This is a genomic window from Micromonospora sp. NPDC049049, from assembly GCF_040649115.1.
In the GTDB taxonomy this organism is placed as follows: domain Bacteria; phylum Actinomycetota; class Actinomycetes; order Mycobacteriales; family Micromonosporaceae; genus Micromonospora.
In genome coordinates, this window is record NZ_JBEZEX010000022.1 from 82,530 (window position 1) to 105,881 (window position 23,352).

Here is a 23,352-nt window from a genome sequence, read left to right on the forward strand (position 1 = left end):
AAGGCAGTTCTTATGAAACAGGCCTTAGTGGTCGTTCAGCATGAAGAAGAGCGTCTGATGCTCGACGTCGAGGAATCCGACGCGCCATCGTGTCGACGAATCCCTCTCGTTGTACAACGTGCTGTGCAGCCATCTCGGCGCGGTCGGCAGGAAGGGCACGAGGGCTGACCACGCGTCCGTGGGCTTGCTGGAGTGGGACAGTTCATCCAGGTTGACGGAGGACCAGGGCCGAAATTCGTACCGCTCTGCCAACACTCTGGTGTCTTCCGGCCGCAGCTTGATCACACCCTGGTACGCCCAGTCCGTCGGGCCGGGCGCTCGGGAACACGGATTGCCGCTGGCATGCACCTGCCAGTGGATCTCGAGGTAATCGCCGAGGTCCGGCATCTCCTCTGGCGGGTCCCAGCGGTCGGTCCGAACTTTCGCCTCGGCGACCTGCAACGACTTCTGGCACGAACGCATGTCGGCAGGATCATCTCGGACGGCCAGGATTCCGGCCGCGACGCACCCGCCGACCACCAGCACCATCGTGGCAACCGTGACGAGGGCGACCACCAGCACCGGCCTGCGCGTCTTCATGGTCAACAGACTAGGAGTCCAGGACCACCCGTCGCCGCCCGAGCCCGAAGTGCGCGGTCAGGGTCATGTCAGGCGGATAATCGGGCAGGCCGAAAACGTCTGAGCTGGAGGTCCGCGTGCGCGTGATCCGTATTCTCCCCAACCTTCCGGTGGCTGGCATCGACGCCGCGAAGGGTTTCTACACCGACTTCCTCGGTCTCGGCACCGAGGAGTTCAACCTCGGCTGGGTGGCCCGCTACACCTCGCCTGACACCGACAATGGCGTCGGGACCACCGCCGTGCAGCTCGTCTCCGGCGACGCGACCGCACCCGAGGACTCGGTCATCAGCGTGCAGGTGGATGACGTGGACGCCGCCTATGCGGAGGCACAGCGGCTCGGCTACGAGATCGTTCACCCGCTGACCACCGAGCCGTGGGGCGTGCGCAGGTTCTTCGTCCGCGCTCCGGACGGCAACGTCATCAACGTGGCGGCTCACCGCTCCTGAGGAAACCCGGGCCATCCCAAGGGATTGACCCTCACTGACGCCCGTTGTTAACTGCACATCAACGATGTGGATCGATGTTCATCCGGTTGCCGCCAACCCGGCACGGTGACGCCGCTCCGCGTTGTCTCGACATCGCCCTCGTTTCGGCGGACGCGGGCACACCGGGGCACTTCCCGGGGTGCGAGACCTGCATCCGCACGACGATCCAGAGGAGATCGTGTCGATGAAGTTGACTCCGCTCGCCGCCGCCGTCGTCACCGGACTCACCCTCGCCGCCGGTACGGCGACGGTGACCTCGGCCCCTGCCGAGGCCGCACCGTTGGGCAAGGTCCTGGTCTTCTCCAAAACCGCCGGCTTCCGGCACTCCTCCATCCCCAACGGCATCGCCGCCATTCAGCAGCTCGGAGCCGCGAACGGCTTCACAGTCACCGCCACCGAGGACGCGGCGACCTTCACCACTGCCAACCTCGCCCAGTACCAGGCGGTGGTCTTCCTCAGCACCACCGGGGACGTGCTCAACGCCGGCCAGCAGGACGCCTTCGAGGCGTACGTGGGCGCCGGCGGCGGGTTCGTCGGAGTGCACGCCGCCGCGGACACCGAGTACGACTGGCAGTGGTACGGCGGGCTGGTCGGCGGGTACTTCGCCTCGCACCCGGCCACCCAGCAGGCGACAGTGCGGGTCGAGGACCGGGCCAACATCTCGACCGCGCACCTGCCGTCGGGATGGACCCGCACCGACGAGTGGTACAACTACCGGGCCAACCCCCGCTCGGCGGTCAGGGTGCTGGCCAACCTCGACGAGTCGTCGTACACCGGTGGGTCGATGGGTGGTGATCACCCGATCACCTGGTGCCACAGTTACGGCGGCGGACGCTCCTGGTACACCGGCCTCGGCCACACCGAGCAGAGCTACACCGACCCGAACTTCACCCGCATGCTGCTGGGCGGCATCCAGGTGGCGGCGGGCGCGGTGGCGGCCGACTGCCGGCCGGAGCCCGGCTACACCCCGCTGTTCGACGGCACCCAGGCCAGCCTCGGGCAGTGGCGGCAGGCGGGGCCGGGCGGCTTCACCCTGGCCGACGGCACCCTCACGTCGAACGGTGGCATGGGGTTGCTCTGGTACCCGGTGCGTACCTTCGCCAACTACTCGCTCAAGGTCGACTGGATGATGCCGGGCGACGACAACGGTGGGGTCTTCATCGGGTTCCCCGATCCGCAGGGCGACCCGTGGGGCCCGGTCGCCGCCGGTCACGAGATCCAGATCGACGCCACCGACGGCGACCCGACGCGCACCACCGGCAGCGTCTACAGCTTCCAGGCACCCAACCAGGCCGCCCGCGCGGCGGCGCTCAACCCACCCGGCTCCTGGAACACCTACGAGATCGGCGTGCACGGCCAGCGGGTCGAGATCTGGCTCAACGGCGTCAAGATCAACGATTACGTCAGCAGCCGGGCCATCGCCAACGGCTACATCGGGTTGCAGAACGACGGCGCCGGAATGGACATCAACTATCGCAACGTGCGGATCAGGACCGACGGCCCGAGTGAGCCGCCCGCCACCGACCTGGCCCAGGGCCGGCCGGTGACGGCGTCCAGCGTCGAGCCGGGCAGCGCGCACGCGGCCGCCAACGCCGTGGACGGCAACACGACCACCCGCTGGGGCAGCGCGTACGCCGACCCGCAGTGGATCACCGTCGACCTGGGAGCCTCGTACGCGATCAACCGGGTTCGGCTGGCCTGGGAGACGGCCCACGCGCGGGCGTACCAGGTCCAGGTGTCGCCGGACAACGCCACCTGGTCGCCGGTGTACACGACGACCACCGGCGACGGCGGCGTCGACGACCTCACCGTCACCGGCACCGGCCGCTACCTGCGGGTGTACGGCACCCAACGCGCCACCCAGTGGGGCTACTCGCTGTGGGACCTGAACGTCTACGGCACCGCGGCCGGCAGCACCCTGCTCTCCCGGGGCATGCCGGTCACCACGTCCAGCGTGGAGCCGGGGAGCACACACGTGGCGGGCAACGCCGTGGACGGCAACACGGCCACCCGCTGGGGCAGCGCGTACGCCGACCCGCAGTGGATCTCGGTGGACCTGGGCGCGTCCCGCACCCTCGACCGGGTCCGGCTGACCTGGGAGGCGGCGTATGCACGCGCGTACCAGATCCAGGTCTCCCCGGACAACGTCACCTGGTCACCGGTGCACACCACGACCACTGGCGACGGCGGTGTGGACGACATCGCCGTCTCGGCGACCGGTCGCTACCTACGTGTCCAAGGCACCCAGCGGGCTCTGCCCGCGTACGGCTATTCGCTGTGGGAGCTGGAGGTGTACGGCCGCTGAGCGGCGTGACGTGTTCATGCAGAAGTTGCCCCGCCGGCGCGGGTGGTCCGCACCGACGGGGCAACGATTGTCGCGGGGCGCTACCTCTTGGCGATTGTGATCGTCGCGGTGCGGTAGTTGTTGCGTTTGTCGTTCTTCGTCGGGTCGTAGTTCTTCTCGATGTTGCCAGCGCTGTCGACCGAGAACCAGCGGAACGTCGTCGTCTCGGTCACGTGGAACACCTGCCCCGGCTCACGGAACTCGGTCGCGGCGTAGCGGGGCGACTCGAGCGTGGGCCGGCTGCCGTCGGTTGTGTAGTAGATGGTGGCCGGCTCGCTGGTCTCGAAGCGCACGTCGACAGGCCCGGAGTAACGCCCCGCGCCGGGGACCAGCTGGGACGTGGGGTTCTTGTTGTCCCTGCCCCAGTCCGCCGCGACCCGGAACATCTCCATGATCCCGTTGGCGTACTCCATGGTCTCGGCGTGGCCACTGACCAGCTCGGGGTTCCCGTCCCACTCCGGCTGGAACGAACCGCCCTGCCAGTCGCCGGTGGCCGGGTTGTAGACGGAGCCCCCGACCTCCCAGCCGAACGCGTAGATCCCGTAGGTGTGGTACAGGTCCTCGCGTACGTTGCCCGCCGAGGAGTACAGGACGTCGGACGAGCCGCCGACGTTCTCCGGCGTGACGACGGTTTCCCGGTGGGCCTTGACCTGGGACAGGATCCGGGCGGCGGACTGCCAGTAGAACGCCTCGTCACCCAGCGGCGGGCGCGGCGTGGTGATCCGGCCGTCCGCGATGTAGGCGCCGGGCTGCCAGAAGAGCTGGCCGCCGTTGGAGTGCACCGACATCATGAACTTGATGTTCTTGTACTTCTCGACCAGCCAGATGATGTTCTTCGACTCGGGCTCGGACAGCTCCTCCGGCCCCTGGTAGGTGCCACTGACGCAGTTGGTCGACCCTCCCGCGTAGCCGTCGTGGCCCGACCCGACCCGGTAGTTCCGGTTCAGGTCGACGCCCCAGGAGTTCCGCTGCCCCGGATCGGCGCTCGCGTCCGGGCAGTGGTTCGTCATGTTCTTACGCTGAGACGCGAAGTTGTAGAAGCTGTAGTTCGCCCCGTCGGGGTTGTTGGACAGGATGAAGAAGACGTCGGTGTTCTCAACGATCTTCTTCGTCTCCCGGTCGGAGCGGTAGTTGTGCACCAGACGTTCGGCCGACTCCAGGCTGGTCGTCGCCGGCACCCACTCGCGGGCATGGTCCTGCGCCTGGATGAGGACACCAGGCTTCTTACCGTCACGGTGCTTGCCGATCCGCAGGACCGGGATCGTCGCCGGCCCGCGCGGCACCTCGCCCTCCGGTGCTCCGACGCGCTTCTGGTCGAGGAAGTCGGTCAGCGCGACCGGGCCGGCCGTCGGAGCGACGATGCCGGTGCCCTCGTTGGCGCGGTACGGGTGAGCCCGGTCGATGAGCCCCGCAGAGCGGGTCCGCAGCGCCTCGGCCACCTCCACTGCCGTGCTCGTCGGTGCACCCGAGGCGTCAGTGGCGAGCAGGACACGGACCGCCGTGCCGGTGACCTCCACCGCCAGCGGGAGATCCGGGTCCGGCCGGTCCACGAAGTCCACTGTGATGTCGTTGCCGCCCTGGTGACCCCACGCGGCCGAGGAGACGACGACCGCCGACTGCCCCGTACCGCCGATCTGGGCCTGCGCCTTGCGTTGGTACCCGTTCGTCTGGTTCGGCAGGTAGACGATCTCGGCGATGTCCGGGTACTGCCGGGCGATCTCCTTGGCCCGGCTGTAGAGCTGCTGCGGGTGCCGGTAGCCGTCCACGAAGTCCGACTTGTAGGACGGGTTCGCCGTCAGCGGCGGCGGGGCGCCCTCCAGCCAGTTGGAGACGACGCCGGTCGCGACACCACCGGTGGAACTTGTCAGCTTGATCTTGTTGGGGCGTACGTCGAGCTTGAACAGGTTCCGGTGGAACATGTACTGCCCCGAGTCGACGAACCGGCTCATCGTCCGGGCGAAGGCGAACGGCGTGCCCTTCCCCGAGTCGTTCTCCAGCTGCATCCCGACGATCGGGTCCTCCTGCTGCCCCTCGGTGGTGCGCGCCTCGACGTAGAGGAAGCCCTGACCCTTCGTGGTGAACCAGTCGGCGCGGACGACGCGTACCGTCGCGTCGTGGTTCGCCGGTTGGGCGGCCCGCGCGCTCGCCGCGTCGATGCCAAGGCCACCGTCGGCCTCGTCGCTCCACGCGAAACCCGCGTCGTCGCCGAGCACCTCGACGCCCATCGCCGTGAGTTCGGTGACCTGCTCGGCGGTCACCACCACTTCGCCCTCGATGCCGTCAGGCACGCGGCGGAGGCCGTGTTCGAGGTCGATGCCGGCCGCGGACACCGTGTCCAGCATGTCGGCACCGGTCAGCCTGATGTGCACGAGGCGTACCGCTGCACGATCCTCAGGCTGGGATCGGCTGGCGGCGGCTGCGAGCCCCGTGGGATCCGCGCCCGCAGGGCCGGTCGTCACGAGAATGCTACCCACCAGGGTGGACAGCGCGAGTAGCGCGATGCGCCGTTGTGATCGCCGCATTCCCTCTCCTTCTGCCTACGACGGGTGATTGCCGGCGGACCGGTCGGGTGAGCGTATGCGGGTGGGCGGCTTCAATGGATCACGTCGATCGAATTTGAGCATTCCTTGAGGCGACAGTCGATGGCGTCCCGCGCCGCCACGTCCGTACCCCGGGCAGCCTGTCCCCCGTTGGAGGGAGCGCCTCCCGTTTCCGCGCCTGCGGGAGCGGAACGTCCAGTCCTGTTCTTGCGCGGTGTCGTGGCGAGCCCTCGCCGCGTCGGGTGGGCCGCAACAGTCAGAACGTGGCGATCGGGTTGACCGGGCTGCCGGACGTGCCGGCGAAGCGAACCGGTGCGACCGCCAGCTGGAAGCCCCACTGGCCAAGCTCGGCAGCCGTCGTCGCGCAGGCCTCCAGGTCGCAGTTGTCGAGCATCCACAGACCCATCGCGACGAGGCTCACGGCGTGGACCGGCATCAACACGTCGTCGTACCCCGACGGTTGAACGTCCTGTGGGGTGTCGGCGCCGATCAGCGCCACCCCCCGTTCGTGCAGCCACGGCAGGCAGGACGCGTGCCAGCCGGCCTGGGTGAAGCCGCTGGCCGCACCATTCTCGTGCCGAGAGCGTCCGTAGCCGGTCCGCAGGAGTACCGCGTCGCCGGGTCGTACCCGTACGCCCTGGCGGCGCTCGGCCTCTTCGAGGTCGTCGGGGAACACCCCCTGGCCCGGCTCCAACCACGGCACACCACGGGTAGTCGCAACGTCGAGCAGGACACCACGCGTGACGATTCCGTTCGCGGCCGCCGTGACGGCCGCCCACGCTGAGCCCGTCGCGGGGTCGACGAACGAGTGCGACCGTCCGTTGTACATGGTGCCGTCCCAGTAGATGTGACACGGCGAGTCGAGGTGGGTGAGGGTGTTGCCGTGGAACGAGATGCCGAGCCGCTCGGACGAGAAGCCCCAGCGCCGGTCGGCGTGGAATGCGGGCGGCATGTTCTCCGCACCCGGCATGTCGGCGGTGCATGGGCACGTCGTCGTCGACCGTTCCATGTCTTCCGGTGCGGTGACCTCCCAGGCGCAGGACACGCTCCTGCCGTGCCGCACAGCCCGCGCCGCGGCGAGCCGGACGTCGTCGGTGATGTGGTTGAGCGTGCCGAGTTCGTCGTCGTCACCCCATCGCCCCCAGTTCGACAGCGTGTCGAAGTACCCGAGCACTTCGTCCTGGGTCGGCATCGGTCGCCCTGACGTCATGTCAGCATCGACTCCTCTGATCACGGGGGCTTCGAGTCATCGCAGGTCAGGGTAGCCCGCCGCTTGATCGACAGAGGCTCGCTCATCACCTCGTCGTCGGCATACCCACCGATATCGGCGCTGGCCAGCCCTTCATCGGGCGGCCAGAGGCCGTCGGCCAGCGCACGGAGTTCGTCCAGGTGCGGCAGGGCAACCTTCAGGTCACGGGCCAACTGCTGCCGAAACGTCCGGGGCGCGCAGGTGGCGGTGGCCCGACCTCCACCAGCCACACCAGAGACACCCCACCTTTGCTCTGCACCCGCCCATGCGCCAGTTACGGACCGTGCCTGGTGCGTGGGCGGGTGCAGAGCAAAGGGCGGATTCCCGGCGCGGAACACCACGCCGCGGGCCGCTAACTCGGCTGGGGGACGAGACATCGCTCCGGCGAGGGAGGCTGCGCGCGCTCGGCGGTGCGATGGTCAGGCCATGACCGGTGGTAACTGCGTCGAGCGGAGTGGGCTGCGATGACGATGACGAAACATGCGGTCCGGGTGGCCCGGATGTTCGACGGCGAGCGGCTCGTGGACGGCGGGGTGCTGGTCCTGCTCGACGAGGGGCGCATCGCCGAGGTGCACCTGGGTGACGCCGAGGCGCCGGAAGGCTGGCCGGTGCGTGAGGAGCCGAACGGCACCCTGCTACCCGGCTTGGTGGACGCCCACGTACACCTCTGCGCCGACGCTGGGCCCGACGCGCTCGGCCGGCTCGTGGAGCGTCCCGAGTCGGACCTCGACGAAGTCGTCGAGGCGTCACTGCGGACGCACCTGACGGCCGGCGTCACGACTGTTCGGGACCTGGGCGACCGGCGCGGCGCGGTGCTCCGTTGGCGGGATCGGCGGGTGCGGGACGACCTGCCAACGGTGGTGGGGTCCGGCGCACCGCTCACCAGCGTCGGCGGGCACTGCTGGTCGTTGGGGGGTGAGGCGAGCGGTGTCGACGAGGTCCGCGAGGCCGTACGTCTGCGGGCGGCGTCCGGTGCCGATCTGGTGAAGGTCATGGCCAGCGGCGGGGTGTTCACCCCAGGCACCGACACCACGAGGCCCCAGTTCACCGACGAGGAGCTGACCGCGGCGTTGACGCAGGCCCATGACCTGGGCCTGCCGGTGACCGCGCACGCGCACGCGCTCAGCGCGGTCGAGCAGGCGCTGCGCGTCGGCGTGGACGGCATCGAGCACTGCACCTGCGTAACCCCTGCCGGCGCCCGTGTTCCCGTGGAGCTCGCGGACCGACTGGCCGCGTCCGGGGTGGCGGTCTGTGCCACGCTCGGCACCGACCCGGCCGTGGTCACGCCACCGGAGGTGGTGGACATGGCGGCGCGGGCCGGGCTCAGCGAAGCCGCGCTGCGCGACGGCGTTGCCACTCTGCACCGGGCCGGGGTCCGCCTGGTGGCCGGTTCGGACGCGGGCCTCGGCCCTGCCAAGCCGCACGGGGTCCTGCCCGAGACGCTTGTCGAGTACGTGGCCTGCGGGATTCCCGCTACCGCTGCCCTCGCCGCAGCGACCTCGGTCGGCGCGGAGGTGTGTGGTCTGGGGCGGCGCAAGGGCCGGATCCGCGCCGGATTCGAGGCCGACCTGCTGATCGTGGACGGTGATCCCACGAGCGACATCACGGTGCTGCGCCGCCCACTCGCGGTGTACCGCGCCGGTCTACCGGTGAAATGAAGGGTCAGGATGCGCGGAGCTGCTCGCGGAACCAGGCCCGGTCGGGGTTCGCGGATGGCCGCTGTTCCGGCCAGGTGAGCGGCTGGAACAGCTTGACAGGCATCGATGTTAACGCCAACATGAACTCCGCCACCTGGTAGCAACGCCACCGTCACATTCCCAGCCCTTCGTGCCTCTCCCCCGGTCCTGCCCGACGTCACCGCTCGGCGTCGACCGGATCGGCTACGGCATCGCCGCGGTGCTACAGGTGCTGGTGAATGGCCATCCCAAGCTCGCGGAGGACACATGCCGCTGCCGTCCCGTCGAACCGACCCGAAAAGCCGTCGGGCCGTCCACCGGGGGCCTGCCGGCCACCGCGTCCCTCGGCGGGTGCGGTCGCTGCTGGCCGCGGTCCTGGTGGTGCTGTCCGTGTCGGCCGGCCTGCCCGCGCCCGCGCACGCCGCGCCCGCCGTCAACTACACCAACCCGCTGGTGAACCAGCGGGCCGACCCGCACATCTTCCGGCACACCGACGGCTACTACTACCTGACCGCGACCGTTCCACAGTACGACCGGATCGTGCTGCGCCGGGCCACCACCCTGCAAGGGTTGGCAACGGCGGCGGAGACGACGATCTGGAGCCGCCACACCAGCGGAGAGATGGGTGCCCACATCTGGGCGCCAGAGATCCACTTCATCAACAACCGGTGGTACGTCTACTTCGCCGCGGGCCGGACCGACGACGTGTGGCGGATCCGGATGTACGTGTTGGAGAACGCCAACGCCAATCCGTTGACCGGTTCGTGGACCGAACGCGGCCGGATCACCACACCCTGGGACACCTTCAGCCTGGACGCCTCGACCTTCGTCGCCAACGGGGTGCGCTATCTGACCTGGGCCCAGCAGGAGCCGGCCATCGGAAACAACTCCAACGTCTACCTCGCCCGGATGGGTGCCAACCCGTGGCAGATCACCGGCACCGTGACCCGGCTCGTCGTTCCGACGTACGACTGGGAGACCCGCGGCTACCGGGTTGCCGAGGGACCGGCGGTGATCCAACGAAACGGCCGGATCTTCCTGACGTACTCGGCCAGCGCCACGGACGCCAACTACTGCCTCGGGATGCTGAGCGCCTCCGCCAGCGCGAACCTGCTCGACGCCGCCTCCTGGAGCAAGAGCCCCAGCCCGGTGTTCGCCAGCAACGCGGCCACCAGCCAGTACGGCCCCGGCCACAACTCGTTCACCGTCTCCGAGGACGGGCAGAGCGACATCCTCGTCTACCACGACCGGAACTACCGCGACATCAGCGGCGATCCGCTCAACGACCCGAACCGACGGACCCGGCTACAGAAGGTGTACTGGAACGCCGACGGCACCCCGAACTTCGGCATCCCGGTGCCCGACGGGGCCACGCCGGTGCGCCTGCGGTCACACGACCAGGCCAGCAGCTACATCCGGCACTACGACTACCGGGCGCGGGTCGAGCCGAACGTGACAAACCTGGCCGACTCCCAGTTCCGCATCGTCAGCGGTCTCGCCGGCGGCGGTTCGGTGTCGCTGGAGTCGACCAACTTCCCCGGTTACTACCTCCGTCACCGGGGCTACGCCCTGTACGTGGAGAAGAACGACGGCTCCGCGCTGTTCGGCGGCGACGCGAGCTTCCGCCGTCAGGCCGGCCTCGCCGACAGCGCCGGGATCTCCCTGGAGTCGCAGAACTTCCCGGGCCGCCACGTGCGCCACCGCGACGGACTGCTCTACATCGAGGCCGTCAGTTCGAGCGCCGAACGCGCCTCGGCCACCTTCCACCTGGAGTAACCGCTCACAGGTCGAGGTGCCCCTGTCGTCGATACCCGTTCCGGTTCGCCCGGAGCCCATTCCAGCCAGGAGGAGCGATGCCCTTCAGCAGCACGAGAGGACCGTCCGGCGGTGGGTCGTTCCGTCGCGGCCGGCGTACGGGCCTGGTGCTCGCCATGATCACCACGCTGGTCGGCGCCGCGGGCGCCGTTCTGGTCGGCGCACCGCCGGCAGCGGCGGCGAGCATCGACACCAACGCCTACTACGTCCTGGTCAACCGGAACAGCGGCAAGGTCCTCGACGTCCGGGACACCTCGACGGCGGACGGCGCGGCGATCCAGCAGTGGTCCCGTAACGACGGCGCGTGGCAACAGTTCCAGTTCGTCTCCTCCGGCAGCGGCTACTACCGCCTCAAGGCCCGGCACAGCGGCAAGGTCGTCGACCTCTGGGAGTGGAACACCGCCGACGGCGCCGAGTACCGCCAGTGGTCCGATGCCAACGGCACCAACCAGCAGTTCCAGGTTCTCGACTCCGACGGCGGCTACATCCGGCTGATCAACCGCCACTCGGCGAAGGCACTTGAGGTCTGGGAGCGGTCCACCGCCGACGGCGGGCGGATCAGCCAGTACGCCGACCTCAACGGGACGAACCAGCAGTGGCAGCTGGTCGCGGTGGGAGGTGTCAGCACGCCGCCGACCACCGGCTGTGGCACCGGGTCGACAAACGCCGAGGCCGTACTGAGTGGGAGCACCTGGACGGCCCGCAACGGCTCGTCGACGGTCTACTCGGGTTCGGACATGCTGTCGGCGATGCAGGCGGCGGTCAACTCGCTCTCGGCGGGTCGTACGTCGAAGCAGCGGGTGGTGGTTCGCGGCTCCGGCTCGATGAGTGCGGGCTCGCGGTTGTCGCTGCCGTCGTACACGACCCTGGCCGTGTGCGGCACGATCAACGTGACCGGGTCGGGCTCGGGTGACCAGGCACCGGTGTACTCGCGCGGAACCACCGACGTCGAGGTGCAGAACCTCACGCTGACCGGTTCGCCGTTGTACGGGATCTTCATGCGCAACGTGAACAACCTGACCCTCGGGCAGATCGACATGCGGCTCTCCGGCGGTCTGGGCATACGCATCGACAACCACGGGGGAGATCGAGCGGTCAAGGTGCGTAACATCCGCATCGACACCGTGTACGTGTCGGGGACCGGCACCCACGGGGTGGAGACGTACGGCGTGGACGGTCTGACGATCGGCACTGTCACCGCGAGGAACACCCGGGATTCCGGTCTGCTCCTCAATGACACGATCAACGCCACAGTGGGCACTGTCGACGCGCAGGGCGCCGGGGCCGGAACCGGGTATGCGGCGTTCCGGATGGCCAACCGCAACGGCCGGGTGGGCAACTCGTACCCGACCAACATCCGGGTCGGGACCGTGCTCGCGTCCGGCGGTGGCCGGGGGATCTTCTGCGTGTCCGAGTCCGGTGGCGCTGTCATCGACCGGGTGACGATCTCGAACACGGGGAACAACGCGATCCTGGTGGAGAACTGCTACAACGTCGTCATCGCCGGGGTTTCCGGGACGGTGACGGGCGGCGGCGAGGTACGGATCGCGGCCCGGAGCGAATTCCCGATCTCCTCTGGCATCCGGTTCCAGAATCTGACAGTCAGCGGCACCAACATCACCCAGAGCCCCTGCGGCGGGGCGAACAACACGATCAGCAACGTCACCCGGGTGAACTCGACGCTGACGTGGTGTTGACCCGGTGCGGAGCGGCCGCCCGGATCTCGGCGGCCGCTCCGCACCGGATCGTGGTCGGTGCGCCGGCCCGGGCCGGTGGCGGGGTTTCGCCCGCTGGCGCTTGCGGGTAGCGATGGCCCATGAACCGCAATCTCGTCAAGGCTCTGCAGGTCGCGTGGGAGTTGCCGGAGTTCCGCACCGGGGTGCGACACGTCGTCGATCTCGACGAGGTCGCGGTGCTGCTGGCCACGCTGTCCGTTCCGGACCATGACCACGAGGTGGAGCGCAGCCTGCTGAGCCTGCTGCGCTCAGCCCTGGACACTGTCGAGATTCGCGAAGCGGTGTTGCTGCTGCTGGAGCAGGACGAGGTGCGCAGGCCGCTCGTCGCGGCGGCGGTGGAGCCGCTGGCGGACCGGCCGGGTCAGGCTGCCGCCATCGCGTCGGCGGTTGAGGATCCTGTGGTGCGGCGTGAGGTGCGGGCGGTGCTGGCCAGCGCCAAGGTGCGCGAGCTGATCTGGCAGGCGATCGAGAACCAGCTGAGCGAGGACCGGTTCGGTCTGATCCGCCGGGCGGCGGTGCTGTTCGTGCGGCACCCGAGCGTCCGGCGCCTCGCCTGGGCCCTGCGCCGGCACGGCGTGTTGCGCGAGCTACGCCGCAACCGGTGATCGACGCCAGCCGGTGCCACCGGCACCGGCTGGCACGACCCTGGACGGCAGATCACCGACGGCGGCGGGCCATCCACTGCCAGATGTGGGTGCCGTTGAGGCTCGGGTCGTTGCGCGCCACGTAGATCCAGGACCAGTGGCCGGGGAACTGGTAGCCGTTCCAGACGACGTGGTCGTACAGGCTGACCAGTGATCCCGGGATGAGGTCGTGGGCGTGGATCGTGTTGGTCTCGGGCGGCACCGTGTCGTCGTCGAGCGAGGTGACCAGCCAGGTCGGGGTCTGGATCTGCGCCAGCTCCGCGTCGTTGATCAGCGGCGGGCCCTCCCCGCTGAGCGGCTCGACGATGCCGCAGATCGGCACCGACGCGGCGAACAAATCGGGGTAGGCGACTGTCATCTCCAGTGACATGTAGCCACCGTTGCTGCACCCGACCACGTAGATCCGGTCCGGGTCGACACGCTTGCGGCGGACGAGGTCCTGGACGATCTCGCGGATCAGTGGGGCGAACCGGGGGCCGTCCTCCATCCAGTAGGAGGTGCTCTGCGGAGCGACGACGTACGCGCCGGAGAAGATCCGCTGGGCCTGCGGGGTGGCGAAGCCGAGGGCTCCCCGGTTGGCGCGCAGCGTGGTCTCGTTGTCGTAGTAGCCGTCCGGCAGCGAGGCGCCCTCGCCGCCACCGTGCAGCCAGAGGATCAGGGGTCGCCTACCGTGCCGGGGCGAGTGGTCGGGAGAGTACAGCCGATACTTCAGACCCGAGCCCGAGACGTGGTGGCTGAAGGCGTCGACCTCAGGGTTGGACAGCCGCCCCTGCACGAAGCGCGTGATGGTGAGCGGCGAGCCGTGGCGTCGGACGATCGGGGTGTTCTGGGTGATGGTGTAGACGAGGTCCAGCCGGACGTTGCGGCCCCTGCTCAGGATGTAGCCGAGGGTGCCACCGCCAGGTTGACCCTCGGCATGGCTCAACTCCAGCACGATGTTGCCGTGCCGGTCGAGCCGGGCCGCGGTCACCGTGCGGTCCAGGTCGTACTCGCTGAAGATCAGGTCGCCCGGGGCGATCGGGATCGGGCTGGTGGCCTTGGCGTGCACGCTGAACGTGCCGGGAGTCAGCCCGGCCGGGTCGATCGGCCCGAGCCGGGCGGTGTCGAGGGTGACCGAGGTGACCTGCTCACCGCCGTCGAGCGTTCTCGCGTCGAGGGTGAACCTCACGCTGGTGGGATGGTGACCACCGGCGTGGGCGGCGACGCCGGGCAGGGCCAGGCCGATGGCGGCACCGGCCCCTCCGGCCAGAACGGTGCGACGAGTGACAGGCGTGGACATGCGGCCCCCGTACCTCAAGATTTAGACGAGCGTCGATGACATCTCAACGTAACGCGGTGGAGATCAGCTGGCAACCGGTGCGGACACTGGACTCCACCCCGCCTGATCCACCAGCGACCCGGCCACCCGAGTCGTACTTTGGGACGATCTGAAGTCGCACCACCGTTCGTACGATGAGTCCCATGCACCCTCGCCTGCACGCGGTGTTGGCCGAGCCGCGTGTCTCCCCCGCCCCGTCCCGGGTGTGGCGCGACTGGGCGGTGATCGCCGTCCTCGGGCCGGCGATCGTGGTGGAAGCAATCCTCCGACCTGATCTGCCCTGGCGGGTGGGCTGCGCCGTCGTCGCGCTCGCGCTGCTGCCCACGCTCCTGTGGCGGCGCACGGCGCCGCTCGCGATGGTGGTGATCGCGTTCGGCTGCACGACAGTCGCCCCGTTCGTGCTGCCCGGCGATCCGTGCCAACTGTTCACGGCGAGCTTCCTGGTCGTCCTGGTCCACGCGCTGTTCCGCTGGGGTTCCGGCCAGGATGCCGTGGTCGGCTCGTTCTTCGTGGTGGCCAAGGTGACCACCGCCGGTCTGGTCGGGTCGGTCGACGGTGGCGAGTTGGTCGCCGGCTTCGCGGTGATGTTCGCCGCCGCCACGCTGGGTGTGGCGATCCGCTTCCGCGCCGCCGCCCGGCTGCGCGAGCTCGATCGGGTGAAGCTGTTGGAGCGTGAACGGCTCGCCCGTGACCTGCACGACACTGTGGCGCACCACGTGTCGGCGATGGCGATCCGTGCCCAGGCCGGCATCGCCGCGTCGGCGGGCCAGCCGGGTGCCGCCGTCGAGGCGCTGCGGACCATCGAGGCCGAGGCGTCCCGTGCGCTTGCCGAGATGCGGGCGATGGTTCGCGTCCTGCGGCGCGACGAGCCGGCCGACCTGGGGCCCAACCCGCAGGTCGCCGACATCTGGCGGCTCGCCGGGCAGTTCCGCACCGGGCCGACCGTCGACGTGGAGCTGTACGGCGACCTCGGCGACATTCCGCCCACTGTGGGCTCCGCGCTCTACCGCCTCGCCCAGGAGTCGGTCACCAATGCCCGACGCCACGCCCGCCACGCCACCCGCATCGAGGTCAGCGTCGCTGCCGACGACACGTCCGTGCGCCTACGGGTCAGCGACGACGGCGAGGCCGGCACCTCCCGTCCGGCCGGCTCGCCCGGTTTCGGCCTGGTGGGCATGATGGAGCGTGCCGATCTGCTCGGCGGCACCTGCGAGGCCGGCCCCAACCCGGGCCGTGGGTGGACCGTCACGGCAGTGCTTCCGCGCGAGGGGGTAGGCAGGTGACGGTTCGCGTGCTCGTGGCGGACGACCAGGAGATCGTCCGTACCGGGCTCACCATCATCCTGAACACGCAGCCCGGCATCGAGGTCGTCGGTGGGGCCTGTGACGGCCGGCAGGCCGTCGCGCTCGCCCGGCGGCTACGCCCCGACGTGTGTCTGTTCGACATTCGGATGCCGGGCATGGACGGCATCGAGGCCACCCGGGCGCTCGCCGGGCCAACGGTCCCGGACCCGCTCGCGGTGGTCGTCATCACGACCTTCGACCTCGACGAGTACGTGTACGCGGCACTACGGGCCGGCGCCCGCGGCTTCCTGCTCAAGGAGGCCGGTCCCGCCCTGCTCAGCCAGGCGGTGCACGCCGCCGCGAACGGAGACGCGCTGATCGCGCCGAGCGTCACCACGCGGCTGTTGAAGGCGTTCGCCGAGGCGGATCCGGCCGCGCCGCGCACGCAGCCCATCGAGGCGCTCACCGACCGGGAGGAACAGGTACTGGTGGCCGTCGCGCGGGGGCGCACCAACAAGGAGATCGCCGACGAGCTCTACATCACGTTGAGCACCGTCAAGTCGCACGTCACCAGCCTGATGACCAAGCTGGGGGTGCGTAACCGGGTCGAGGTGGCGATGTGGGCGTACGAGACGAACCGCAGCCGACGGCACTGGTGAGCGACGGAAGTACGACGACGGCGTCCGACCATGGGCCGACCCGATCGCGGCCCTTGTGCTGATGAGCGGGGGCGGGTACGGCGTCCACCATCGGTGGCATGACGATCCGCGAGTGGCGGCTACCGGCCGCGTTGATCCTGCTGGGCCTGATACCGATGCTCGCCGGCGCGGGACGGCTCACCGAGTTGGGCAGCGGACCGGAGGTCACCCCGGCCAACGCCCGCTTCGTCGCCGATCCGCTGCCGGTGGTGCTGCACATCGTCGGCGCGGTGGTCTACACGATCCTGGGCGCGTTCCAGTTCGTGCCCCGGCTGCGCCGCTACTCCTGGCACCGCCGTGCCGGCCGGGTGCTCGTCCCCTGCGGGCTGACGGCGGCGTTCACCGGCCTGTGGATGGCCGTCGCGTACGACCTGCCGGCCCACGACAACGACGTGCTCGCCGGTATGCGGCTCGTCTTCGGCTCGGCCATGGCCGGCTCGATCCTGCTCGGTCTCGCCGCCGCGCTGCGCCGGGACATCGCCCTGCACCGCAGGTGGATGGTGCGCGGCTACGCGATCGGCCTTGGCGCCGGCACGCAGGCGTTCACCCACGCGCCGTACCTGATCGCGACCGGGGAACAGCCCGACGGGAACCTGCGGGCCGGCCTGGTGGTCGCCGGTTGGGTGATCAACCTTGCGGTGGCTGAGTGGTACCTGCGCCGTCCGGCGCGGGTCGTCACCGCGCCGGCCCTCAAGCTGAGCTGAGCCCGCCGGTCGTCGGTGACCGGCTCAGGCCGCCCCGGATGTCCTCCTCGATCCGCTTCGCGGCGGCCAGCAGCGGCGGGAGCAGCTCTCGACGGATCATCTCGAAGGACCCCCGGCTGGCGTGCGCGGAGACGTTGACCGCGGCGATCACCGACCCGTTCTCGCCGTGGATCGGCGCGGCCACGGAGCGCAGGCCCTCCTCCAGCTCCTGGTCCACGATGGCGTACCCCTGGGCGGCGATCTTCGTCAGGACGGTGCGTAGCTTCGCCGGGTCGGTGACCGTGCGCCGGGTCAGCGGCCGCAGCTGCGCGGTGGCGAGGTAGTCGTCCAGCCAGTCCGCCGGTTGCGCGGAGAGCAGCACCCGACCCATGGAGGTGGCGTACGCGGGGAAGCGCGTCCCGACGCTGATCCCCACCGTCATGATCCGCTTGGTGGGCACGCGGGCGACGTAGACCACCTCGTCGCCGTCGAGCACCGACACTGAACAGGACTCGTGCACCAGCGCGACGAGCGCCTCCATGTGCCGCTGCGCGAGCTCGGGCAGGCTCAGGCTCGACAGGTACGCGTAGCCGAGTTCGAGGATCCGTGCCCGCAGCGAGAAGAGCCGACCGTCGGTGTGCACGTAGCCCAGCTCGACAAGGGTGAGCAGGAACCGGCGCGCCGCAGCCCGGGTCAGCCCGGTGCGTCTGGCCACGTCGCTGAGCGTGAGCTGCGGGTGGTCGCCGTCGAACGCCCTGATCACCGCGAGGCCGCGCTCCAGCGACTGAACGAACTCCGGCGACCTCGTCGCCTCCTCGCTCACGCTCACCCGGCCTCCTGCCGCAGGGTCTCCCGGGCCACCTTGAACGCCCGGTTCGCCGCCGGTACGCCAGCGTAGACGCCGACCTGGAGCAGGACCTCCGCCACCTCCTCCGGGCTGAGTCCGTTGCGCAACGCGGCCCGGACATGCATCGCCAACTCCTCGTCGTGGTGCAGGGTGGCGAGCACGGCGAGGGTGATGCAGCTACGGGTACGCCGGTCGAGGCCCGGCCTGCTCCACACCTCGCCCCAGGCGTAGCGGGTGATGAAGTCCTGGAAGTCGGCGGTGAACTCATCGGTGCCGGCGACCGCGCGGTCCACGTGAGCGTCGCCCAGCACCTGTCGTCGCACCGCCATGCCGGCCTGGTGCCGCTCGTGGTCGTTCACCCGTCACCCCGTCCCTCGTGGAAGTGTTCCAACAGGAGTCGGCACACCTGCTCGGGTTGCTCGACGTTGGCCAGGTGCGCCGCCGCGTCGACCACGGCCAGCCGGGCCCGCGGGATGCGCTCGACGATCTCGCGGGCGTGCGCCACCGGGGTGGCCGGGTCGTCCGCTCCCGCGATGACCAGCGTCGGCGCGACGACCCGGCCGAGGTCAGGTCGGAGGTCCATGGTGGCGATCGCCTCGCAGCAGGCGGCGTATCCGGTCGGTGCGTTCGCGGTCAGCATGGCCCGGTGGGTGGCGACCACCTCCGGCCGGGCCGTGGCGAAGGCCGGGGTGAACCAGCGGGCCACCACCGCGTCGGCGATCGCCGGCATCCCGCCGGTGAGTACCGTGGCGGCTCGTTCCCGCCACTGCTCCGGTGGGCCGAGCGACGCCGACGTGCAGAGCAGCGCCAGCCGCCGCACCCGCTCGGGCGCGTACGCGGCGAGCCACATGCCCACCATGCCGCCGAGGGACAGCCCCGCGTAGTGGACCCACTGCACGTCGAGGTCGTCCAGCGTCCGCAGCAGTTCCCGGCCCAGCAGGTCCAGCGTGTACGGCCCGGGCGGCACCGCCGAGCGCCCGTGGCCGAGGTGGTCGTACCGGATGACTCGGAACCGTTGGGCGAGCGCCGGGACCTGGGGTTCCCACATGGCGGCGGCGGTGCCGAGGGAGCTGCCGAGCAGCAGCACCGGCGCGGCGGCCGGGCCGTCGACTGTGAGATGCAATCGGGACGTCATCGGCCCACTCCGCGAGCGGCGGCCAGGGCACTGTCGACGAACCGGCCGGCCGAGCCGAGCCAGCGGTGCGGGTCGAGCGCCTCGGCTATCTCCGTGTCGGACAGGTGGGCGCGTACCTCGGGGTCGGTGAGCAGCGCGGCGCGGAACGAGGGTCCGGCGGCGGCGCGGGCCACGAGGTCGTGTGCGACGCCACGACCGACAGCGGGCGCCAGTCGCGCGGCCACGGCCTCGGCGAGCAGCAGACCGCCGGTAGCGTCAAGGTTCTCCCGCATCTTGTTCGGACGGACCTGTAGCCCGTGCAGCATCCGGGCGCACCGGGCGGCGGTGCCGCCGGCCACGTGCAGCAGCTCCAGCAGGGGCTCCCACTCGGCGTGCCACGCGCCCGCGGCCCGCTCGTGCTCCTGCACCGCCGTGGCGAACAGGGTGGCGACGAGACCCGGGCCGCGTCGCGCCGCGGCGGTGATGAGGATCGAGTCCACGGGGTTGCGCTTGTGCGGCATGGCCGAGGAGCCGCCGCGTCCGGCGCCGCCCTCGGCGACCTCGCCCACCTCGTTCTGGGCGAGCAACCCGACGTCGAGGGCGACCTTTCCGGCGGCGACGAGCAGCCCGCCGAGGGCGGCGGCCAGGTCGAGCCAGGGCTGGCGACGGGTGTGCCAGGGCAGCGGGCTCGGCGGGAGGCCCAGGTGCGCCGCGAACCGCTCGGCGACTTCGGCGCCGGCCGGGCCGTACGCGGCCAGGGTGCCGACCGCGCCACCGAGTTGCGCGGGCTGCGCGGTGCGGGTCTGACGCAGTCGGTCCCGGGTCTCGACCAGCCCGGTCAACCAGCCGGCGGCCTTGAGCCCGAACGTGGTGGGCGCCGCCTGCTGCCCGAGGGTACGGGCGACCATCACCGTGTCCCGGTGCGAATCGGCCAGCTGGGCGGCGGCGTCCACGGCGGCGTCGAGGTGACGCAGCAGCGGCCCGAGCGCCCGCACGGCCACCAGGACCAGCGCGGTGTCCAGGACGTCCTGGCTGGTCGCCCCGAAGTGCACCCAGGCTCGGGCGTCCTCTGGCACGGCGGCGGTCAGCTCACCCACCAGCGGGACGACCGGGTTGCCCGTGGCGTCGGCCGCCCGGCCGAGCGCTCCCGGGTCGTACCGCTCGGCGCGGCACTGCTCGACGATCGCCGTGGCCGCCGGCGGGGGCAGGATGCCGGCGTCCGCCGCGGCCCGGGCGAGTGCGGCCTCCACGTCGAGCATCGCCTGGAGCACTGACGGGTCGCTGAGTTCCGCGTCGACGTCCGGGGCGCCGGAGAGGCCGCCGAGCAGGCCGTCAGACGGCGAAGAAGACGGTCTCATGGTCGCCCTGCAGGTGGATGTCGAACCGGAACCCGTCCGGGGCGGGACTCGCCAGCAGGGTGTCGAGGCGGTCGGCGTCGACGATGCGCAGCACGGGGTCGGCGGCGTTCGCCGCCGGCTCATCGGGGAAATAGAGCCGCGTGACGAGGCGGTGCAGCAGCCCACGCCCGAAGACCGACAGGGTCAGGTGGGGGGCTTCGGTACCGCCGCCCGGCTCGGGCAGCGAACCCGGCTTGACGGTCAACAGCCGGTACCACCCCTGCCCGTCGGTTTCGCTCCGACCGAATCCGCGGAAGCCCGCGAGCGCGGGTGGCCGGGCACCCCGAGGGTCGTCCGGATGGTCGAACCGGCCGTCCGGGTCGGCCTGCCAGCTCTCCACCATCGCGTCGACCACCGGCGTTCCGGTGCCGTCGAAGACCCGCCCCCTGATCCAGAACGCGCCCGGCGTGCCCTCGGGTACGACGTACGGGCCGTCGGGCCAGCGTAGGCCGATGTGCAGGTACGGCCCGACGGTCTGCGCGGGCATCACGCCCAACTGCTCAGTCATCGTCGTCCTCGTCCTCGAAGGGGGTGCTCTCCCGGCCGCGCAGCACGATGTCGAACTCGTACGCCAGTGCCCACTCCGGTGCGGTGGTGGCGTGGTCGTACCGGGCGATCATCCGCTCCCGTGCCTTCGGGTCACGGACCGAGTTGAAGATCGGGTCCTGGAAGAAGAGCGGGTCGCCCGGGAAGTACATCTGCGTGACCAGCCGCTGGGTGAACGCGCGGCCGAAGAGGGAGAAGTGGATGTGCGCCGGCCGCCAGGCGTTGTCGTGGTTGCGCCAGGGGTAGGCACCGGGCTGCACTGTGATGAACCGGTACCGCCCCTGGTCGTCGGTGAGCGCCCGGCCCACCCCCTCGAAGTACGGGTCGAGCGGGGCCGGCCAGGTGTCCCGGGCGTCGCGGTACCGGCCGGCGGCGTTGGCCTGCCAGATCTCGACAAGCGTGCGGGGCACGGGTCGACCGTCACCGTCGCGGACACGCCCGTGCACGATGATGCGTTGTCCCTGCGGCTCGCCGTCGTGCTGGCGGGTCAGGTCGTGGTCGAGCGCCCCGAGCCGCCCCTCCCCCAGTAGCGGTCCGGTGACCTCGGTCAGCCGCTGCGGCAGGTGGAGCAGCGGGTGTCGCGGCGCCCGCGTCACTGTCGACCCGTAGCCGGGGCTGAGCAGTGGTGGGTGGACGTCGACGTCGTCGCGCCGGTACCGCGGTAGCACGAGGCCCCTGTCTGCCCCGGCGTCCTGTGTGGTCATCGTCGTCTCCCGTCGGACTTCGTCGCCTCCAGTGCCCGCAGCGCCGCGAGTTCCCGCGCCGTCGGCGGTTCACCGGTGGTCAGCCCGTCGGCGACGGCGAGGTCCCAGCCGGTGGCCGCCCGCGCCTGCTCCCGGGTCACGCCGGGGTGCAGGCGGGTCAGCGTGAGCTCGCAGGTCACCGGGTCGGGTTCGAGGACGCCGAGATCGGTGATCACCACGCGGGGGCCGGCGCCACGCAGGCCGAGTCGCTCCCGGTCGCCCGGGCCGCTTCCGTAGCCGACCGAGGTGACGAAGTCGACCCGTTCGGTGAACGTCCGGAGGGTCTGCCGGACGATCACCACGACCTCCCCGCAGGAGGCGGCGATCTCCGGGGCGCCACCGGCGCCGGGCAGCCGGACCTTCGGGGCGTCGTAGTCACCGCCGACGACAGTGGTGTTGATGTTGCCGTACCGGTCGAGCTGCGCCGCCCCGAGGAAGCCCACGTCGATCCGGCCGGGCTGGAGCCAGTAGTTGAACACCTCGGGCACCGACACCACAGCATCAGCCGATTCGGCGAGGACCGCGTCCCCGATGGAGAGCGGGAGCCGGTCCGGCTTCGCGCCGAGGCACCCCGATTCGTAGATGAGCACCAGGTTCGGGGCGTGGGTCACCCGGGCGAGATTGGCCGCGGTGCTGGGCAACCCGATCCCCACGAAGCAGGCGGTGCCGTCGCGCAGTTGGCGGGCGGCGGCGACGGTCATCATCTCGTCGGCGGTCCAGTCAGCCATCGCGTTCCCCTCGCTCGCCGCGCTGACTCATGCCGCCGCCCCGGCCGTGTGCACGTGCTCGTCCAGCCAGGCGCGGAAGGTGTCGCGGTGCCGGCTGACGGCGTCCCAGTCCCGGTAGAAGTCGTTGTCCCGTACCGAGTAGCCGTGGGCGTAGGAGGGGTGCGCGCCGCCGGGCACCTCGGCCACCGCGGTGACCGCCCAACCAGGCAGGACCACCTGCCCCGGTACGGGTTCCAACTCGTCCACGATCTCCTCGACGGTGACCAGTGACCGGTGGGCGGCGAGCACCGCTTCCTTCTGCACCCCGGTGATGCCCCACATCTGCACGTTGCCGTCACGGTCGGCGCGCTGGGCGTGCACCACAGTCACGTCGGGACGCAGGGCGGGGACGGCGGTGAGCGTCTCGCCGGTGAAGGGGCAGGTGATGGGCCGGATGTTCGTTGTGTGCCCGGGCAGGTCGGTGCCGGTGTAGCCGCGCAGGACGGCGAACGGCAGCCCGGACGCCCCGGCGACGTACCGGTTCGCCATGCCCGCGTGACTGTGCTCCTCCAGTTCGAGCGGACGCGGCCAGGCGTGCTGCACGGCGTCCCGGAAGCGGTGCAGCGACCCGACGCCCGGGTTGCCGCCCCAGGAGAAGACCAGGCGGCTGGCGCAACCCGCGCCGATGAGCTGGTCGTAGATGACGTCGGGGGTCATCCGCACGAGGGTCAGCTCCTGCCGTCCCTGGCGGATCATCTCGTGACCCGCGGCGAACGGGATGAGGTGCGTGAACCCTTCCAGGGCCACCACGTCACCGTCGCGAACTAGGTGCGCCACGCCGTCGGCAAGCGAGACGAGCTTCGCCATGGGCCTCCCCGCATCCTGCGAAATCCGCGCTGCCGCCAGCTG

Annotated in this window: 22 protein-coding genes; 9 read left to right on the plus strand and 13 right to left on the minus strand. The window is 70.5% G+C overall.

The window, feature by feature from the left end:
- Nucleotides 1-24: 24 nt before the first annotated feature.
- Complete coding sequence (locus tag AB0B68_RS22090; RefSeq protein ID WP_357262263.1) at nt 25-579, minus strand: hypothetical protein; 555 nt, start codon at nt 577-579, stop codon at nt 25-27.
- A 116-nt stretch (nt 580-695) separates the two neighbouring features.
- On the opposite strand from AB0B68_RS22090, the gene AB0B68_RS22095 reads away from it, so the two are divergent.
- Nucleotides 696-1,064 (plus strand): VOC family protein, encoded by a 369-nt coding sequence (locus tag AB0B68_RS22095; protein WP_357262266.1) that lies wholly within the window; start codon nt 696-698, stop codon nt 1,062-1,064.
- Nucleotides 1,065-1,287: 223 nt separating this feature from the next.
- Nucleotides 1,288-3,408, plus strand: coding sequence for a ThuA domain-containing protein (locus tag AB0B68_RS22100; protein WP_357262269.1), 2,121 nt, complete (start codon nt 1,288-1,290; stop codon nt 3,406-3,408).
- An 80-nt stretch (nt 3,409-3,488) separates the two neighbouring features.
- Here AB0B68_RS22100 and AB0B68_RS22105 read toward each other — a convergent pair whose 3' ends face one another.
- The 3 genes from AB0B68_RS22105 to AB0B68_RS22115 form a co-directional block, all read right to left on the minus strand.
- Nucleotides 3,489-5,816 (minus strand): M14 family zinc carboxypeptidase, encoded by a 2,328-nt coding sequence (locus AB0B68_RS22105; RefSeq protein WP_357262272.1) that lies wholly within the window; start codon nt 5,814-5,816, stop codon nt 3,489-3,491.
- A gap of 427 nt (nt 5,817-6,243) precedes the next feature.
- Nucleotides 6,244-7,197 carry a cyclase family protein gene (locus AB0B68_RS22110; protein ID WP_357262275.1) on the minus strand — a complete coding sequence of 318 codons (954 nt, stop codon included), beginning with the start codon at nt 7,195-7,197 and terminating at the stop codon, nt 6,244-6,246.
- A 20-nt stretch (nt 7,198-7,217) separates the two neighbouring features.
- Complete coding sequence (locus AB0B68_RS22115; protein WP_357202296.1) at nt 7,218-7,466, minus strand: hypothetical protein; 249 nt, start codon at nt 7,464-7,466, stop codon at nt 7,218-7,220.
- Between the two features lie 234 nt (nt 7,467-7,700).
- Between AB0B68_RS22115 and AB0B68_RS22120 the strand changes: the two genes are divergently transcribed.
- The 4 genes from AB0B68_RS22120 (at nt 7,701) to AB0B68_RS22135 (ending at nt 13,068) form a co-directional block, all read left to right on the plus strand.
- Nucleotides 7,701-8,894, plus strand: a complete 1,194-nt coding sequence (locus AB0B68_RS22120) for an amidohydrolase family protein (protein ID WP_357262278.1) — start codon at nt 7,701-7,703, stop codon at nt 8,892-8,894.
- Nucleotides 8,895-9,263: 369 nt separating this feature from the next.
- Complete coding sequence (locus AB0B68_RS22125; protein WP_357262281.1) at nt 9,264-10,688, plus strand: family 43 glycosylhydrolase; 1,425 nt, start codon at nt 9,264-9,266, stop codon at nt 10,686-10,688.
- Between the two features lie 155 nt (nt 10,689-10,843).
- A complete protein-coding gene (locus AB0B68_RS22130) occupies nt 10,844-12,424 on the plus strand; it encodes an RICIN domain-containing protein (RefSeq protein ID WP_357262328.1) in 1,581 nt (526 codons plus the stop codon).
- A gap of 119 nt (nt 12,425-12,543) precedes the next feature.
- Entirely contained in the window at nt 12,544-13,068 is a 525-nt protein-coding gene (locus AB0B68_RS22135) for a hypothetical protein (protein WP_357262284.1), read from the plus strand.
- 52 nt (nt 13,069-13,120) lie between these two features.
- Here AB0B68_RS22135 and AB0B68_RS22140 read toward each other — a convergent pair whose 3' ends face one another.
- Entirely contained in the window at nt 13,121-14,386 is a 1,266-nt protein-coding gene (locus AB0B68_RS22140; RefSeq protein WP_357262287.1) for a PHB depolymerase family esterase, read from the minus strand.
- A gap of 173 nt (nt 14,387-14,559) precedes the next feature.
- On the opposite strand from AB0B68_RS22140, the gene AB0B68_RS22145 reads away from it, so the two are divergent.
- The 3 genes from AB0B68_RS22145 (at nt 14,560) to AB0B68_RS22155 (ending at nt 17,110) form a co-directional block, all read left to right on the plus strand.
- On the plus strand, nt 14,560-15,708 hold the full coding sequence (locus tag AB0B68_RS22145) for a sensor histidine kinase (protein ID WP_357262291.1): 1,149 nt from the start codon (nt 14,560-14,562) through the stop codon (nt 15,706-15,708).
- A complete protein-coding gene (locus AB0B68_RS22150; protein WP_357202653.1) occupies nt 15,705-16,367 on the plus strand; it encodes a response regulator transcription factor in 663 nt (220 codons plus the stop codon). The genes AB0B68_RS22145 and AB0B68_RS22150 overlap by 4 nt, the downstream gene beginning before the upstream one ends.
- A 98-nt stretch (nt 16,368-16,465) precedes the next feature.
- The gene (locus AB0B68_RS22155; protein ID WP_357262294.1) at nt 16,466-17,110 is read left to right on the plus strand and encodes a DUF2306 domain-containing protein; all 645 of its coding nucleotides are present in this window, start codon (nt 16,466-16,468) and stop codon (nt 17,108-17,110) included.
- Here the strand turns inward: AB0B68_RS22155 and AB0B68_RS22160 are convergent.
- From AB0B68_RS22160 to AB0B68_RS22195, 8 genes are read right to left on the minus strand one after another with little or no spacing between them, the layout of a single operon-like run.
- A complete protein-coding gene (locus AB0B68_RS22160) occupies nt 17,097-17,918 on the minus strand; it encodes an IclR family transcriptional regulator (protein WP_357262296.1) in 822 nt (273 codons plus the stop codon). The two genes, AB0B68_RS22155 and AB0B68_RS22160, sit on opposite strands and share 14 nt — an antisense overlap.
- Complete coding sequence (gene pcaC, locus AB0B68_RS22165) at nt 17,915-18,295, minus strand: 4-carboxymuconolactone decarboxylase (protein ID WP_357262299.1); 381 nt, start codon at nt 18,293-18,295, stop codon at nt 17,915-17,917. The genes AB0B68_RS22160 and pcaC overlap by 4 nt, the downstream gene beginning before the upstream one ends.
- The gene (gene pcaD / locus AB0B68_RS22170; protein ID WP_357202664.1) at nt 18,292-19,071 is read right to left on the minus strand and encodes a 3-oxoadipate enol-lactonase; all 780 of its coding nucleotides are present in this window, start codon (nt 19,069-19,071) and stop codon (nt 18,292-18,294) included. Before pcaD ends, pcaC begins: the two co-directional genes overlap by 4 nt.
- Complete coding sequence (gene pcaB, locus AB0B68_RS22175) at nt 19,068-20,408, minus strand: 3-carboxy-cis,cis-muconate cycloisomerase (protein ID WP_357262302.1); 1,341 nt, start codon at nt 20,406-20,408, stop codon at nt 19,068-19,070. Before pcaB ends, pcaD begins: the two co-directional genes overlap by 4 nt.
- Complete coding sequence (gene pcaG, locus AB0B68_RS22180; protein WP_357202670.1) at nt 20,383-20,955, minus strand: protocatechuate 3,4-dioxygenase subunit alpha; 573 nt, start codon at nt 20,953-20,955, stop codon at nt 20,383-20,385. Before pcaG ends, pcaB begins: the two co-directional genes overlap by 26 nt.
- Nucleotides 20,948-21,697: a protocatechuate 3,4-dioxygenase subunit beta gene (gene pcaH / locus AB0B68_RS22185; protein WP_357262305.1), complete on the minus strand. Its 750-nt coding sequence runs from the start codon at nt 21,695-21,697 to the stop codon at nt 20,948-20,950. The genes pcaG and pcaH overlap by 8 nt, the downstream gene beginning before the upstream one ends.
- Nucleotides 21,694-22,464 carry a CoA-transferase gene (locus AB0B68_RS22190; protein ID WP_357202676.1) on the minus strand — a complete coding sequence of 257 codons (771 nt, stop codon included), beginning with the start codon at nt 22,462-22,464 and terminating at the stop codon, nt 21,694-21,696. Before AB0B68_RS22190 ends, pcaH begins: the two co-directional genes overlap by 4 nt.
- Before the next feature lie 27 nt (nt 22,465-22,491).
- Nucleotides 22,492-23,310, minus strand: a complete 819-nt coding sequence (locus AB0B68_RS22195) for a CoA-transferase (RefSeq protein WP_357262307.1) — start codon at nt 23,308-23,310, stop codon at nt 22,492-22,494.
- Between the last annotated feature and the right edge of the window lie 42 nt (nt 23,311-23,352).